The sequence below is a fragment of the Streptosporangium sp. NPDC020072 genome (assembly GCF_040631445.1).
Taxonomy (GTDB): Bacteria; Actinomycetota; Actinomycetes; order Streptosporangiales; family Streptosporangiaceae; genus Streptosporangium.
Map to the genome: position 1 here is coordinate 293,704 of NZ_JBEYAB010000011.1, position 14,421 is coordinate 308,124.

A 14,421-nucleotide genomic window follows, 5' to 3' on the forward strand; every position below is an offset into this window, starting at 1 on the left:
CGGCCGGGCTAGTTTTTATACATGTATAAAAAAGGAATCGGCCACCCCGGGCTGATACTGACGGCGGTGGCCGCCGCGCAGTTCATGGCGGCCCTCGACATCTCGATCGTCAATGTCGCACTGCCCGCGATCCGCGCCGACCTGGGCTTCGGCGCCGCCCGGCTGCAGTGGGTCGTCCACGCCTACACGCTGGCCTTCGGCGGCCTGCTGCTGCTCGGCGGCAGGATGTCCGACCTGTACGGCAGACGCGGACTCCTCTCCGTGGGCCTCGGCCTGTTCGGCCTGTCCTCCCTGGCCGGAGGACTGGCCCAGTCGGCGGACCTGCTGGTGGCCGCCCGCGCGGTCCAGGGCCTGGCCGCCGCGGCACTGGTCCCCGCCGCACTGGCGACACTGACCACGACCTTCCCCGAAGGCCCGGGCCGTACCAGGGCGCTGGGGGTGTGGAGCGCGGTCAACGCCGCCGGCGGAGCCACGGGAGTGCTCGCCGGAGGCCTGCTGACCGACCACGTGGGATGGCGCTGGGTGATGCTGGTCAACGTGCCCGTCGTGGTGGCCGCGCTGGCGCTCACCGTGGCGTCCGTCCCCGCCGACCGGCGCCGGGCCCAGGGGGAGCGTCCCGACCTGCTCGGCGCGTTCCTCGGCACCTGCGGGGTGACCCTGCTGGTCCTCGGCGTCGTCCGCGCGAGCGAGGAGGGCTGGACCTCGGCGGTCACGCTGGGCACGCTCGCGGCGGCCGTCGCGCTGCTGGCCGTGTTCGTCCTGGTCGAGGCCGCACGGTCCAGGGGCCCGAGAACCCCGATGATCCGGCTCGGCCTGCTGCGGAACCGTTCGATCGCCGGGGCCAACCTGTTCATCTTCCTGGCGGGCGCGGGCATGTTCGCCGCCTTCTACTTCGTCTCCCTCTACATGCAGGGCGTGCTGCGCATGAGCGCGACCGCGACCGGCCTGGCGTTCCTGCCCTTCACCTTCGGCACGGTGGTGGGAACCGTCATCGCCACCGGGGTCTCCGCCCGGCACGCTCCCCGCACCCTGCTGATCCCCGGTGGCGTGCTCGCCGCGATCGGCTTCGGCTGGTTCAGCCTGATCGACCCCTCGGGAAACTTCGCCGTGGACGTCCTCGGCCCCTCGCTGGTCACCAGCGTCGGCCTGGGCATGTGCTTCGCCCCGCTGGCCGCCGCGGGAACGGCGGGCGTCGCGCCACACGAGGCGGGCATGGCCTCCGGACTGCTCAACAGCTCAAGACAGCTCGGCGGCTCCGTGGGCCTGGCCGCCCTGACCACCGTCGCGGCGGGCCGTACCGGAACGGGCACCACCCCCGCCGCCGTCACCTCGGGCTACTCCCTCGGCCTGGCCGTCTCCGGCGTCCTGCTGGCCGCCGCGGTCGCCGTCGCCGTGACGGTGCTGCCCAGGCGCGGCCGTACGGTCAGGCCCGCCCCCGAGACCCCTCCGGAGGCCCCTCTGGAGGGCCCTCCGGAGGCCACGAACCCCCTGCGGGCCATGGCTCCGCCGGAGGCCGTGGCCACAGCCGGAATCCACGAATAACCACAGAAAGGCGACCTCATCGTGAACACCACGCCCATCGACATGTTCTCCCTCGGCATCCACCTCGACGACGACGGGACGGTCCTGCCCGGACCACGGCGGATGACCGGCGACTCCGGCGGCTGGACCGTCGCCGCCTTCCACGTCGAGACCGACGAGGACGTCCACGCCGATCACTGGGAGATGCACCCGGCCGCCGACGAGGCGGTGTGCGTGCTGAGCGGCGGCGCCCGGCTCTATCTGCGGCCGCAGGACCGGGAACAGCGCGAGACGGCGGTCACGCTCACCGCGGGAACCGCCTTCGTCGTCCCGCGTGGCCGCTGGCACCGCCTGGAACTCGACGGCCCCAGCGACCTGATGTCCGTCACCCTGCGCCGTGGCACCCTCCTGGAGAAACGCCGGGGATGAACGCGACCGGGAGGCTGTACGGCCTTGTACGGACATATGGCCTCCCCCTTCTCCCGGGGACGGACCCGGCCGGATCCTCAGGACACGACCGGCCGCCTCTGGCGGGCCCCCGGGCACGCCCCGGCCGGGCGTCCCGTCCTCGTCGTCCTCGAAAGGGTCGCCATGTCCCCGTCCGGATCGTCACGTCACACCGGCACCCGGCCCCGCGGATCCCGCGTCGGCAGGGCGCTGGCCTCCGCCGCGCTGGCGCTCGTCCCCCTGGCCGCCGTACCCGCCGCACCGCAGGTCGCGCACGCCGACACCGCGGGCGCCCTGGCCGCCTGCCGACGCAGCGAGTCGGCCGACTTCAGCATCGGCGACTTCAGGGTCTACGGCAACGGCGGCGGGGGCATCCCCCAGGGAAGCAACCCGCCCAACCTCCTCCAGGACGGCGACGTCTTCCTCCTGCTGTCGTCCAGCTACTACAAGGTCAAGTTCGACAGCTGGCCCTGGGGGCCGAGCTACCCGCCGGACGGCAACGGCGTCCCGGCGCCGAGCACCGGCTGGCCGTACCCGGGGTCGCTGGAGTACTCGGCGATCCTGCGGTTCAACAACGACCCCGGCGGCTGGGTGGGGCCGATCCACCAGGCGACCGCGTTCGGCGGCTGCACGGTCTGGTCGGGGCCGCCCGTCCGGCTGCTGTTCGGCGTCAACGACCCCAACCCCGGGGACAACAGCGGCTACTGGTCCTTCGGGTTCTACCTCTACCGGGCCTCCACGCACTGAGACCCGGCAGACCCCTACGGGGCGACCCGGCCGTTGGTCACGAAGGCGGCGTGGGTCAGGGGCATCAGCCCCGCCCAGGCCGCCTCCATCCGCTCGGCGACCATCTCGATCTCCCGCTGCGGGAACGACGGCACCTTGGCCTGCTCACTCTTGGTGCGCAGCGACAGGAAGTGCATCAGCGAGCGGGCGTTGCACGTGGCGTACATCGAGGAGAACAGGCCGACCGGCAGCACGGCCCTGGCCACCTCGCGGGCGATCCCGGCCTCCAGCATCTCCTGGTAGGCCTCGTAGGACCGCCGGTAGGCCGTCTCCATCGCCTCTGTGGCGATCTTGTGCTGCTCCTCGGTGCCCTCGACGAAGACGTACTTGCCGGGGCGCCCCTCCTGCACCAGCCTGCGCTCGGGACCGGGAACATAGAAGTCAGGCTGGAGCTCCCGATATCTCCCGCTCTCCTCGTTGTAGGAATTGTGAACGACAACGTTGTTGGCGAGGAAGTTATGCCAGGGCCCCTCGACCGCCAGGTCATAGGTCATTTCCTCACCGTCTTCCTCAATGGAGACGATCAGGCTGGATTTGGCGACCGAAACCTTGCCTCCGCGCTTGGCGAGCGCCTGCTCGGCGTCGCTCTTCTCGCGGTGGCACGATCGGCAGGCAGGCATGAGGTTGCCCTCGTCAAGAGCCTTCAGCAGGTCGGCCGCAACGGGGACCACATGGTCGAGAACCAGGTCATCGCGTGCGAACTCTCCCGAGCAGAGGTAGCACGTATCCGACTCCTTGATGAGCCGGCTCCTCCTCATGGAGGTCCAGACTCCGATTCCTCTGCGCAGTGAGGGAGGAATCAGCGCCTCGGAGGGCTTCGGAGCGGTTCCCCCGACCATGAGGGCGTCCCCGGCCTCAAGCTCTCCTGCCTTCCGCCATCCGTCGGGGGTGAGAACCGCGTGGTCCACGGAGCATCTCAGCGTCTCCCCGCTCGCGGTGGTCAGACGGATCAGTTGCTTGACCCCGGACTCCATGACGTCGAGGATCTTCGCGCGGGAGGCCAGCAACGTCGTCTCGTCATAGCACCGGACATGGTTACGGCGAACCGACTCAAGCCTTCTCAGCCGCCTTGTGGGATTCGCCGCCCTGAAAGCCGCCACCGCTTGCTCAGCGGCTTCCCGCGCCTCGTACAGCCCCAGGTAGTGCACCTGGTTCGCGCGCTTGACCTGAGCGTTCCACTTTCCGGCCTTCCGATGCCAGGTCACGCCACCGCCCGACCGGGGCACGGCGTCCTGCACACCGTGATGCCAGAGCCGGTAGAGCTCTTCGATCGTGCGCCGCCGGATGTGTCCCTTCTCGCTTACCAGCGTGATCTCGGAGTCGCCCGCGAGGCACCATCCGACCCTGTGGCGCTGGAACTCACGGAAGACGAAGATCGGCGCCTTGACCAGGAAGGTCATGGAGTTGTGCTCGAAAGGGGTGCCGTGACGGTCGCGCATCAGGAAGTTGATCAGGCCCTTCGAGCGCTCGGGGTCCTTGTTGATCTCCTCGATGGACTGCTCCCCCGCGGTGGACACCCGGGCCGCCCAGAGCACGTCGGAGTCCGAGGCGCTGTGCTTGACCAGTTCGACGGTGACGTCGTCGAGGAAACGGGGCCTGCTGTCGTCCACGGGCGAAGACCTCCTGCGTCGGGGTTGGGGCGGCTCAACCCTACCGGCGGCCCCAGAAGACCACAGACGCGGCGCGCGTTTCCCGAACCCGGCCACGAAGCGGCCACGAAGCGGCCACGGGGTGGCCACGGGGCGGCCACAGGCGAACCGGCACCGATCCGCCCGTGGCCCGACACCGGCCTCACACCGGGAGCGGCGCCTCACGGCCCTCCCGTGCGATCCGGTGTCTCCTCAGTGCGAGGTCCTGCAGAGTTCCAGCACGTTGGCGATGATCCTCGCCCCGGCACCGCCCTCCGCGGTGAGGATCGACTCGGGGTGGAACTGTACGGCGAAGCGCCGCCTGGCCACGTCCTCGATCGCCATCACCGCGCCGTCCGGGGTGAGGGCGGTCGCGGTGAAGCCCGCGACTCCCGGCTGCTTGGCGTGCAGCGAGTGGTAGCGGGCGGCGGTGAACTCCTCGGGCAGGCCGTCGAGCAGCGCGCTCTCACCGAGCCTCCTGACCCTGCCCCGCTTGCCGTGCTCGGGGTAGGACAGCAGGTCGAGGCTTCCGCCCGCCTGCTCGACCATGCCCTGCAGGCCGAGGCAGACGCCGAAGACCGGCAGGTCCCGCTCGTAGAGCGCCTCGATGAGCCCGCTCAGGCCGAAGTCGGAGGGCCAGCCGGGTCCGGGCGACAGCACCACGAGCGACGGCGCGATCTCGTCGATCATCCGCACCGGGAACCCGTGCCTGAGCGTGACGACCTCGGCGCCCTGCTGGCGGAAGTAGTCGGCCAGCGTGTTGACGAAGGAGTCCTCGTGGTCGACGAGCAGCACCTTCATGCCCTCGCCGGGCCGTACGGCGGGGGCCCGCTCCTCGACCGCCTGGTCGGCCTGTCCCGCGCTGACCGCCGCCAGGGCGCCGAGCAGTGCGCTCGCCTTGAGCTCGGTCTCCCGCTCCTCGGCCTCGGGGTCGGAGTCGAACAGCAGCGTGGCGCCGGCCCTGACGGTGGCGACCCCTCCGCGGATCTGTGCGGTGCGCAGGGTGAGGCCGGTGTTCATGGAGCCGTCGAAGCCGATGTAGCCGACCGCGCCGCCGTACCAGCGCCTGGTGGTCGCCTCGTGGTCCTCGATGAACTGCATCGCCCAGGTCTTGGGGGCGCCGGTGACGGTGACGGCCCACATGTGGGTGAGGAAGGCGTCCAGCGCGTCGAACCCGGGCCGCAGGCGTCCCTCGATGTGGTCCACGGTGTGGATGAGCCGCGAGTACATCTCGATCTGGCGCCTGCCGATGACCTGGACGGTCCCCGGCACGCAGATACGGGACTTGTCGTTGCGGTCGACGTCGGTGCACATCGTCAGCTCCGACTCCTCCTTCACGCTGGACAGGAGGGTGCGGATCGCCTCGGCGTCCTCGATCGGGGTGCTGCCGCGCGCGATGGTGCCGGAGATGGGGCAGGTCTCGACGCGGTCGCCGTTGACCCTGACGTACATCTCGGGGGAGGCGCCGACGAGGTGCTCGTCCTCACCGAGGTTGAACAGGAACTCGTACGGCGCCGGGTTGACCTTGCGCAGCGTCCGGTAGAAGGCGGCCGGGTCGGTGCAGGAGGAGTGGAAGACCTGGCCGGGCACGACCTCGAACAGGTCGCCGCGGACGAACTTCTCCTTGGCCGCGGCGACGACCTGGGCGTAGGTGCCCCGCTCCGGGTCCGCGGGCAGCTCGGTGGGGACCGGGGGCAGCGGGACGCTCTCCCCCTCGCGGGGCAGGCCCCTGGTCGAGACGCCGTCCACGGTGAACTCGTAGCGGAACTCCTTGCTGGTCTCCCGCTTACGGTCGATGACCATCACCCGGTCGGGCAGGTGCAGCACGAGGTCACGCTGGTCCTTGGCGCGGGTGAGCACCTGCCTGATCGGCTCGAACTGGAAGGCCAGGTCGTAGCCGAAGGCGCCGTAGAGCCCCAGGTGCTCGTCCTGGCCCGCGAAGGCCGCGACCACCTCGCGGATCGCGGTGAAGACGGTGGGACGGCGGCTGCGCATCTCCTCGGGGAGGATGTCCTCGGACTCGGCGACGTACACCTCGACGTGGTCGGCGGTCGGCTCACCGGTCGGCTTGCCCGCGGCGAGCAGGCAGGAGGCGACGGCGGGCAGCACGACCCGGCCGCGGGCGTTCAGGGCGCGGGCGGAGATCCTGCGTCCCCGGGCCACGATCTCAAGGCAGGGGTCGACGTAGGCGAGATGCCACCGGCTGTAGCGGCCGGGGTACTCCATGCCGGAGGACAGCACGCCGCCGCGACGCTCACCGAGCGTCGTGACGACATCCTCAAGCATCGTCTCGGGCACGTCGGAGGCGGTGACCTCGACCTCTATGCCCCCCGCGGTGGTATATCCGCTCGTCTCCACTGCTGCCTCGTCCCTCTAGGTTCTCCTGGGCCCTCAAAGAGGCGGCTGACACAGAAAAGGCCGCCTCACTCGGGGCGGCCGTCTGTGTGCTCTCGCGAATGCGAAACCCGCGCCGCCTAGAAGCGGCGCCACCACTGCTGGGTTTCGGGGTGTCGCATGCCACAAGACTAGCGGCGGAAACTGTGATCATGCAACGTGACCGCCCCTGCGGCGTGGCGGCCGGGTAGCCGTCACGCCCCTTCTTCTGTTACCAGTAGGGAGGAGGGCAGTTTCGTTACCGGCGAGTAAAAGGCCAGGTGAGGAGGCCGCATGACGATCACATGGCCGCGGTCCGCGCACCGGGTCACGATCCAGCGCGATCTGCCCGTGCCCATGGCCGACGGGGTCGTCCTGCTGGCCGACCGCTACGCGCCCGTCGGCGCCGTGCGCCCGCCGACCATCCTGGTCCGCTCGCCGTACGGCAGGCGGGGGATGTTCGGGTTCGCCTACGGCAGGGCGTTCGCCCGGCACGGGTTCCAGGTCGTGCTGCAGAGCTGCCGGGGCGGGTTCGGCTCCGGCGGGCTGCTCGACCCGCTCGGCGACGAGCACGACGACGGCCTGGCCACCCTCGCCTGGCTGCGCGCCCAGCCCTGGTACGGCGGCGACCTCGCGATGCACGGCCCCTCCTACCTCGGCTACGCCCAGTGGGCGATCGCCCCGTTCGCCGGCCCCGACCTGAAGGCCATGGCGACCTCGGTGACCGCCTCCCAGTTCCGTGACGCCGCCTACGTGGGCGGGGCGTTCGCGTTGGAGTCCACGCTGATGTGGATCACGCTGACCGCCTCGATCGACGGCCCGTTCGGCGGTGCCGCCGCCCTCCTCGCGCCGCGCAGGACCAGGCGGGCGGCGCTGTCCGGGCGGCCTCTCGGGGAGATGGACGTGCTGTCGGCGGGCCGGGACCTGCCGTTCTTCCAGGACCTGCTGACCCACCACGCCGACCCTGGCTCCTACTGGGCGGCACGTGACTTCTCCGCCTCCGTCGGCGAGGTCGGGGCCGCCGTCACCATGGTCGGCGGCTGGTACGACGTGTTCCTGCCGTGGCAGATCAAGGACTACACGGCGATGCGGGCCGCGGGCAGACGCCCCCAGCTGACGATCGGGCCGTGGTACCACGCCGACGTCCGGCACGGCAGGGCCGCCAACGCCGACGCGCTCGCCTGGTTCAGGGCGCACCTGCTCGGCGATCCCTCCGGCCTGCGCCGGCAGCCGGTCAGGCTGTACGTCACGGGCGCGGGCGAGTGGCGCGACTACCCCGACTGGCCGGTTCCCGGCATGCGGGAACGACGCTGGCATCTGCAGCCCGGCCGGGCTCTCTCCCCGGACAACCCCTCCCCCGGCGAGCCGGACCGCTACCGCTACGACCCCGCGCACCCGACCCCCGCACTGGGCGGCCCCGTCCTGCTGGGCAACTCCGAGCCGCGGGACAACCGGCGCCTTGAGGCCCGCCGTGACGTGCTCGTCTACACCGGGCCCGAGCTGCGCGAGGACACCGACGTGATCGGCCCGGTCCGGGCCGAGCTGTACGTCAGGACGAGTACCGAGCACGCCGACGTGGTCGTCCGCGTCTGCGACGTGCACCCCGACGGCACCTCCTACGACGTGTGCGACGGCGTGCGCCGCCTGCTTCCCGGCTCTCCCCCGCCCGACGTGGACGGCGTGCGCCGTGTCCTGGTCGACCTGTGGCCGGCCGGCCACCGCTTCCGCAGGGGTCACCGCATCCGTCTGCAGGTCGCGGGCGGCGCCTACCCCCGCATCGCCCGCAACCTCGGTACCGGAGAGCCGCTGGGTACCGGCAGCGCGATGGTCGCCTGCCTGCACGAGGTCTTCCACGACCCCGTCCGTCCCTCGGCGGTCGTGCTGCCGCTCGTGACCGGCTGAGAGCGGGGGTTAGGGTCGGAGGGTGCGCGCGGCCAGGCTGATGTCGTTGGTGCTGTTGCTCCAGGCCCGTGGCGGGATGACCGCCGCCGAACTGTCCGAGGAGCTGGAGGTCTCCGAGCGGACCGTCCACCGGGACGTGCTGGCCCTGTCCGAGGCCGGGATCCCGGTCTACGCCGACCGGGGCAGGGGTGGCGGTTACCGCCTGCTCGACGGGTACCGCACCCGCCTCACCGGCCTCGACCGGGCGCAGGCGCAGGCCCTGTTCCTGTCCGGTGTGCCCGAGGCGCTGCGCGAGATGGGCCTGGGCGAGGTCGGGGCCGTGGCGCGCCTGAAGGCGTCGGCCGCGCTGCCCGCGGACGCGCGGGACGCCCAGGCGGACGCGGCGCAGCGCTTCCACCTGGACGCCCCCGGCTGGTTCGCCCGTGACCGGCCGCCGCCGGAGTCCCTGCTGCCGCTGGCCAGGGCCGTGTGGGGCGACCATCCGGTGACGGCCGCCTACCGGGGCGCCCGGCGGACCCTGGAACCGTACGGCCTGGTGCTCAAGGCCGGGGTCTGGTATGTCGCGGCCCGTTCGGTGATCTACCGGGTCGAGCGGCTCAGCGAGGTCGAGGTCCACGCCGATCGGTGTTTCACCCGCGATCCCGGCTTCGACCTGGCCGCCTTCTGGAACGAGCGCGCCGCCGAGTTCGCCCGTTCCCTGCTCAAGACGCGGGTGACCGTACGGCTCAGCCCCGAGGGCCTGCGCGCGCTGCCCGTCTTCGCCGACCCTGCGGCCCTCGACGACGCGCTCGCCTCCGCCGGGGAGCCCGACGAGCGAGGGTGGGTCACGCTCCACCTGCCCGTCGAGTCCCCGGAGGTCGCCTACGCGCAGATCCTCAGGTTCGGCCCGGAGGCCGAGGTCCTCGACCCGCCGTCCCTGCGCGCCCGCGTGGCCGAGGCCGCCGCCCGGCTGCACGGCCTGTACGACCGACAGGTCTAGCGGTAGCCGGTGGCGTCCGCGGGCTTGTCCTGGTCCTGGACCTCGACGATGTAGCGCCAGGCGTCCGGCCTGCTGCCGTCCACGTCGGTGAAGCCGTAGACCTGGGCCAACTGCCCGCTGGAGAGGGACTGTCCCGACCAGCGGACCCGGTCGGGGTCGGCGGCCAGGGCGACGACCGCGCGCCCGGTGTAGGCGGGCGACTCCGAGATCACGAAGTGCGGTTCCCTGACGAGGGCCTCACGCCAGGTCTCCTCGGTGACGCCGTAGTGCTCAAGCATCATCTCCGAGCGCAGCCAGCCCGGCGTGAGCGACACGGCCGCGCAGCCGTACGGCCTCAGTTCGTGGGCCTGGGAGAAGGCCAGGCGGTTGACCGAGACCTTGGCCAGGTCGTAGAAGAACGAGACGCGGTAGTTGACGGCGTTGTACTCGGCGGTTCCGTCGGTCACCTCGACGACCAGGCCGCCGGGGTTCCTGGTCAGCAACGGCAGGGCGTGGTGGCTGGTGATGACGTGGGTGTCGATCGCCAGCCTGAGCAGGCGCAGGCCGTCCTCAAGCGAGTGCTTCCAGAGCGGGGTGTCCCAGGCGGCCAGCGGGTCGCCGCCCCAGACGTCGTTGACGAGCAGGTCGAGCCTGCCCTGCTCACGGTCGATCCGCTCCACCAGCGCGCGCACCTGCTCTGACTCCAGATGGTCCACCTGTACGGCGATGCCCCGGCCGCCGGCCCGCGTCACCAGTTCGGCTGTCTCCTCGATGGTCTCGGGGCGGTTCATCTCCGAGCGGTGCTCGCGGGTCGTCCTGCCCGTGCAGTAGACCGTGGCTCCGGCCTCGCCGAGCGCCGTCGCGATGGCCCTGCCCGTCCCCCTGGTCGCCCCGGCGACCAGGGCGACCTTCTCTCGCAGTGTCGTGTGCATGCCACTGACCCTGCCCAAGAAACAGGACACCTTATGTCATGTTTTCGCGCCGTGTCCGGCGGCGGCCGGAGCCGGGTCAGCCGACGGCGTCGACGAAGCGCCGCGCGTCGGGCTCGGTCATACCGGTCTCTCCTCTGACGAGCAGGACGGCCTGTTCGGCTCGGCCGGAGGTCTTGAGGTCGTGGACCCGGGAGGCCAGATCGGCGCCGCCGCGACGCGGAGTCGCGGAGGGGGGTTGCGCGGGGTGCGGCAGAAACGTCGCGGGCCTGGAGGAGCGCCGTACGAGAAGGACGAGGGCGGTGATGATCCCGCCGAAGAACAGGATGAGGATCAGACCGATGATGACCAGTTCCGTAGGCCCTAAATTCGGCATGGCACCAGCCTATTTCGAATTCGCCGGATGCGGCCGACCGCCATACCTCCACTAATCCTGTCAAGGAAGCTGATACTCCGGTCGATAGGGCGAATTCTCCACATTTGCCCCGGTCGCCGGGGTATCGACCTACCGTTCGCCGCGTAAAGCACCCCGTTCGGCGCTCCGTGACCGCAATGAAACAACCACGTAATTACGCTTCCGGTCAGCCGAAGGAGTCAACCCCCCATTCGGTTGTCCGTTCTCCAGCCCCGAGGAGACCGTATTGGCCACTCCGGACAAGGACAGAGGCGATCGCAGCCCGTGGAACCGGCTGCTGATCATTCCGATCGTCGTGCCTTTGCTGCCCTTTCTCTACAACGCCCTCGACCCCCGGTTTCTGGGTTTCCCACGGTTCTACTGGTTGCAGCTTGCCTTCGTCGCCCTCGGCGTCGCCTGCACCGCGACCGTCTACCAGATGACCAAACGGAGGCGGTGACCCGTGAACGCCCACCTCACCGAGATCATCGTCTTCACCGTGCTGTTCCTGGCCGTCAGCGTCATGGGGTTCGTCGCCTCACGCTGGCGCCGCCCGGACGACCTCGCCAGCCTGGACGAGTGGGGACTCGGCGGCCGGAGCTTCGGCTCGTGGGTCACCTGGTTCCTCATCGGCGGCGACCTCTACACCGCCTACACCTTCGTGGCCGTGCCCGCCCTGCTGTGGGGGGCGGGCGCCACGGGCTTCTTCGCGATGCCGTACACGGTCATCACCTACCCGATCGTGTTCCTGGTGCTGATCAGACTCTGGTCGGTCTCGCATGTACACGGGTTCGTGACGCCCGCCGACTTCGTCAGGGCCCGTTTCGGCTCCCCGACGCTGGCGCTGCTCATCGCGATCACCGGCATCGTGGCGACCATGCCCTACATCGCGCTCCAGCTCGTCGGCATCGAGGCCGTACTGAAGTCGATGGGCGTCACCGGACACCTTCCGATCATCATCGCCTTCGCCATCCTCGCCGCCTACACCTACCAGTCGGGGCTGCGCGCCCCGGCCCTGATCGCCTTCGTCAAGGACTCGCTGATCTACATCGTGATCCTGGCAGCCCTCGTCGTGATCCCGCTGAAGCTCGGGGGCTGGGATGCGATCTTCGACGCGGCCGAGGCCAAGTTCGCCGCCACGCCCGCGCCGGGTGACGGCATCCTGCTCAACGGCGGCAACCAGCTGCAGTACGTCACGCTGGCTCTGGGCTCGGCACTGGCGCTGTTCCTCTACCCGCACAGCGTCACCGGCGTGCTCGCGTCGAAGAACCGCGACGTGATCAAGCGCAACATGTCCGCGCTGCCCGCCTACAGCCTGTTGCTCGGCGTGATCGCGCTGCTCGGCTACATGGCGATCGCGGCCGGGGTGAAGCCGATCGTGACGGCGGGCAGGCCCGACAGCAACACGATCGTCCCGCAGCTGTTCGACCAGATGTTCCCCGACTGGTTCACCGGCGTCGCCTACGCGGCGGTCGGCATCGGCGCGCTGGTCCCGGCGGCCATCATGTCGATCGCCGCGGCGAACCTGTTCACCCGCAACATCTACCGGGAGTTCCTGAAGCCCGCCGCGACCGACGCGGACGAGGCCAGAGTCTCGAAGATCGTGTCCCTGCTCGTCAAGGTCGGCGCGGTGCTGTTCATCCTGTTCATGGACACGGGCTTCTCCATCGACCTCCAGCTCGTCGGCGGCGTCATCATCCTGCAGACACTGCCCGCGGTGGGGCTCGGCCTCTACACCCGCTGGTTCCACCGGGGCGGCCTGGTCGCCGGGTGGGTCGCGGGCATGACCTGTGGGGTGCTCATGCTCTACAGCATCGGCAACCCGGTGACCGGCAAGGCGCACTTCGCCGGGTCCGCGTTCCCGCTGAGCAACCTGGGCCTGGACACCAGGATGACGGTCTACGCGGGCCTGCTCGCCCTGGCCGTCAACCTGCTCGTCGCCGCGATCGGCACCCTCGCCGCCCGCGCGGCCAGGCTCGCCGACGGCGGGGACCTCACCAGCCCCGCCCACTACACAGCGGACGAGGGCGACCCCCGGGTCAAGGATCTCGACCTCGTCGGCTGACATCCGAATACGGCTTTCGCCGGGTCCGTCCCCGATGGGCCGGACGGACCCGGCGGGACCCTCCGCAATAACCCTAATTTCCTACCGTATTAGTTGACAATTATCGGCGAGGAAGCCTACCGTGAGGGCATGACCTCCCCGCTGTACCTCACGACACGAGGTCACGTGGACCTCTGCCGCGTGGCCAGCGCGCTGTGTCCTTCCACCCGGTCTTGAGAAGGTTCCATTGGCTCGTTGGAAGGAAGACACGATGTCGTCACTCGTCATCACCCCCGTCGCCGGGCGCATCGGCGCCGAGATAGTCGGCGTCCGGCTCGGTGGTGAACTGCCCGCCGAAGTCGTCAAGGAGATCCGTGCGGCCCTGCTCCGCCACAAGGTGATCTTCTTCCGTGGTCAGAAACACCTCGACGAACCCGGCCAGGTGGCCTTCGCCCGCCTGCTCGGCCCGCTGACCACCGCCCACCCGACCGTCCCCGCTCTCAACGACGACTTCCCCATCCTCGACCTGGACTACAGCAGCGGGCAGAAGGTCGACCGGTGGCACACCGACGTCACGTTCGTCGACCGTCCGCCACTGGCCTCGGTGCTCCGGGCCGTCGTCGTCCCTCCCTCAGGAGGCGACACCCTGTGGTCCAACACGGTGGCCGCCTACGAGAACCTCCCCTCGGAGCTGGCGAGGCTGATCGACGGGCTGCGCGCCGTACACACCAACCAGTTCGACTACGCGCGGGTCAACGCCTCCGACGACCCGGACAAGGCCCGCAGGCACGCCGAGGTCTTCTCCTCCATCTCCTTCGAGACCGAACACCCCGTCGTCCGCGTCCACCCGGAGACGGGAGAACGCTCGATCCTGCTCGGTGACTTCGCCAGACGGATCATCGGCCTGCCCAACGACGTGTCGGCCTCACTGATCCGCCTGATCCAGGAGCAGGTCACACTGGTCGAGAACACCGTCCGCTGGCGCTGGTCCCCCGGCGACGTCGCCATCTGGGACAACCGGGCGACCCAGCACCGGGTCGTGCACGACTTCGGGGCACAACCGCGCCGCCTGCACCGGGTCACCGTCGCCGGCGACGTCCCCGTGGGCGTCGACGGCCGCCCGAGCGAGGTGCTGTCCGGCGACGCCTCGATCTACTCGCCCATCGCCTCCGTCACGCCCGTCGCCGCCTGACGGGGCCGTCTGACAGGGGCACGGTCCCCTCGGGTACGGCGCGCCGAAGAACTTCGCCGCCTCCCCTCCGAAGCAAGCCCGCCCGGCTCCTCCTCCACCGGGCGGGCTTATTCGTGCCGCGAAAAGGGGTGGCTCTCGTCGCCCAGACGTTCCACGCGCAAGCCCCCTCCTCCTCCAACGCTCTGCGCGGGGCCGGTGCCGACGCCCGGCACCTGTGAGGTGGCAGCCATCGGTAGGCCGATGTCCG

At 70.3% G+C, this 14,421-nt stretch carries 13 protein-coding genes; 9 read left to right on the top strand and 4 right to left on the bottom strand.

Annotated elements, in window-relative coordinates; translation table 11 throughout:
- Positions 1 to 21: 21 nt before the first annotated feature.
- The 3 genes from ABZ470_RS27080 to ABZ470_RS27090 are packed head-to-tail and all read left to right on the top strand — an operon-like array spanning position 22 to position 2,715.
- Positions 22 to 1,542 carry an MFS transporter gene (locus ABZ470_RS27080; RefSeq protein ID WP_362914789.1) on the top strand — a complete coding sequence of 507 codons (1,521 nt, stop codon included), beginning with the start codon at positions 22 to 24 and terminating at the stop codon, positions 1,540 to 1,542.
- A 21-nt stretch (positions 1,543 to 1,563) separates the two neighbouring features.
- Positions 1,564 to 1,950 carry a cupin domain-containing protein gene (locus ABZ470_RS27085; RefSeq protein WP_362914791.1) on the top strand — a complete coding sequence of 129 codons (387 nt, stop codon included), beginning with the start codon at positions 1,564 to 1,566 and terminating at the stop codon, positions 1,948 to 1,950.
- A gap of 36 nt (positions 1,951 to 1,986) precedes the next feature.
- Complete coding sequence (locus ABZ470_RS27090; protein ID WP_362914793.1) at positions 1,987 to 2,715, top strand: hypothetical protein; 729 nt, start codon at positions 1,987 to 1,989, stop codon at positions 2,713 to 2,715.
- Between the two features lie 14 nt (positions 2,716 to 2,729).
- Here ABZ470_RS27090 and thyX read toward each other — a convergent pair whose 3' ends face one another.
- Together thyX and ABZ470_RS27100 are read right to left on the bottom strand one after the other, a co-directional pair.
- Positions 2,730 to 4,364 carry an FAD-dependent thymidylate synthase gene (gene thyX / locus ABZ470_RS27095; protein ID WP_362914795.1) on the bottom strand — a complete coding sequence of 545 codons (1,635 nt, stop codon included), beginning with the start codon at positions 4,362 to 4,364 and terminating at the stop codon, positions 2,730 to 2,732.
- A gap of 231 nt (positions 4,365 to 4,595) precedes the next feature.
- Entirely contained in the window at positions 4,596 to 6,740 is a 2,145-nt protein-coding gene (locus ABZ470_RS27100) for an anthranilate synthase component I (RefSeq protein ID WP_362914797.1), read from the bottom strand.
- A gap of 309 nt (positions 6,741 to 7,049) precedes the next feature.
- Here ABZ470_RS27100 and ABZ470_RS27105 point away from each other — a divergent pair, with 309 nt between their 5' ends.
- The gene (locus tag ABZ470_RS27105; protein WP_362914799.1) at positions 7,050 to 8,657 is read left to right on the top strand and encodes a CocE/NonD family hydrolase; all 1,608 of its coding nucleotides are present in this window, start codon (positions 7,050 to 7,052) and stop codon (positions 8,655 to 8,657) included.
- Between the two features lie 22 nt (positions 8,658 to 8,679).
- Positions 8,680 to 9,636: a transcriptional regulator gene (locus ABZ470_RS27110; protein ID WP_352011754.1), complete on the top strand. Its 957-nt coding sequence runs from the start codon at positions 8,680 to 8,682 to the stop codon at positions 9,634 to 9,636.
- On the opposite strand, the gene ABZ470_RS27115 is transcribed toward ABZ470_RS27110, so the two are convergent.
- Positions 9,633 to 10,547, bottom strand: a complete 915-nt coding sequence (locus ABZ470_RS27115) for an SDR family oxidoreductase (RefSeq protein WP_362914801.1) — start codon at positions 10,545 to 10,547, stop codon at positions 9,633 to 9,635. The two genes, ABZ470_RS27110 and ABZ470_RS27115, sit on opposite strands and share 4 nt — an antisense overlap.
- 76 nt (positions 10,548 to 10,623) lie before the next feature.
- On the bottom strand, positions 10,624 to 10,920 hold the full coding sequence (locus tag ABZ470_RS27120; RefSeq protein WP_362914803.1) for a hypothetical protein: 297 nt from the start codon (positions 10,918 to 10,920) through the stop codon (positions 10,624 to 10,626).
- Between the two features lie 265 nt (positions 10,921 to 11,185).
- Between ABZ470_RS27120 and ABZ470_RS27125 the strand changes: the two genes are divergently transcribed.
- The 4 genes from ABZ470_RS27125 to ABZ470_RS27140 all read left to right on the top strand — a co-directional run bounded on the left by ABZ470_RS27125 (position 11,186) and on the right by ABZ470_RS27140 (position 14,174).
- Positions 11,186 to 11,398 carry a DUF3311 domain-containing protein gene (locus ABZ470_RS27125; RefSeq protein WP_352011751.1) on the top strand — a complete coding sequence of 71 codons (213 nt, stop codon included), beginning with the start codon at positions 11,186 to 11,188 and terminating at the stop codon, positions 11,396 to 11,398.
- Positions 11,399 to 11,401: 3 nt separating this feature from the next.
- A complete protein-coding gene (gene mctP, locus ABZ470_RS27130) occupies positions 11,402 to 13,003 on the top strand; it encodes a monocarboxylate uptake permease MctP (RefSeq protein WP_362914805.1) in 1,602 nt (533 codons plus the stop codon).
- A gap of 129 nt (positions 13,004 to 13,132) precedes the next feature.
- Entirely contained in the window at positions 13,133 to 13,219 is an 87-nt protein-coding gene (locus ABZ470_RS27135; protein WP_352012079.1) for a putative leader peptide, read from the top strand.
- Positions 13,220 to 13,253: 34 nt separating this feature from the next.
- Complete coding sequence (locus tag ABZ470_RS27140; RefSeq protein ID WP_352011749.1) at positions 13,254 to 14,174, top strand: TauD/TfdA family dioxygenase; 921 nt, start codon at positions 13,254 to 13,256, stop codon at positions 14,172 to 14,174.
- Positions 14,175 to 14,421 lie beyond the last annotated feature (247 nt).

Excerpts from the sequence above, each read along its gene's own strand:
- ABZ470_RS27105 (WP_362914799.1), top strand. The coding sequence starts at position 7,050 with ATGACGATCACATGGCCGCGGTCCGCGCACCGGGTCACGATCCAGCGC.
- ABZ470_RS27135 (WP_352012079.1), top strand. The coding sequence starts at position 13,133 with ATGACCTCCCCGCTGTACCTCACGACACGAGGTCACGTGGACCTCTGC.
- ABZ470_RS27115 (WP_362914801.1), bottom strand. The coding sequence starts at position 10,547 with ATGCACACGACACTGCGAGAGAAGGTCGCCCTGGTCGCCGGGGCGACC.
- ABZ470_RS27120 (WP_362914803.1), bottom strand. The coding sequence starts at position 10,920 with ATGCCGAATTTAGGGCCTACGGAACTGGTCATCATCGGTCTGATCCTC.
- ABZ470_RS27080 (WP_362914789.1), top strand. The coding sequence starts at position 22 with ATGTATAAAAAAGGAATCGGCCACCCCGGGCTGATACTGACGGCGGTG.
- ABZ470_RS27140 (WP_352011749.1), top strand. The coding sequence starts at position 13,254 with ATGTCGTCACTCGTCATCACCCCCGTCGCCGGGCGCATCGGCGCCGAG.
- ABZ470_RS27090 (WP_362914793.1), top strand. The coding sequence starts at position 1,987 with ATGGCCTCCCCCTTCTCCCGGGGACGGACCCGGCCGGATCCTCAGGAC.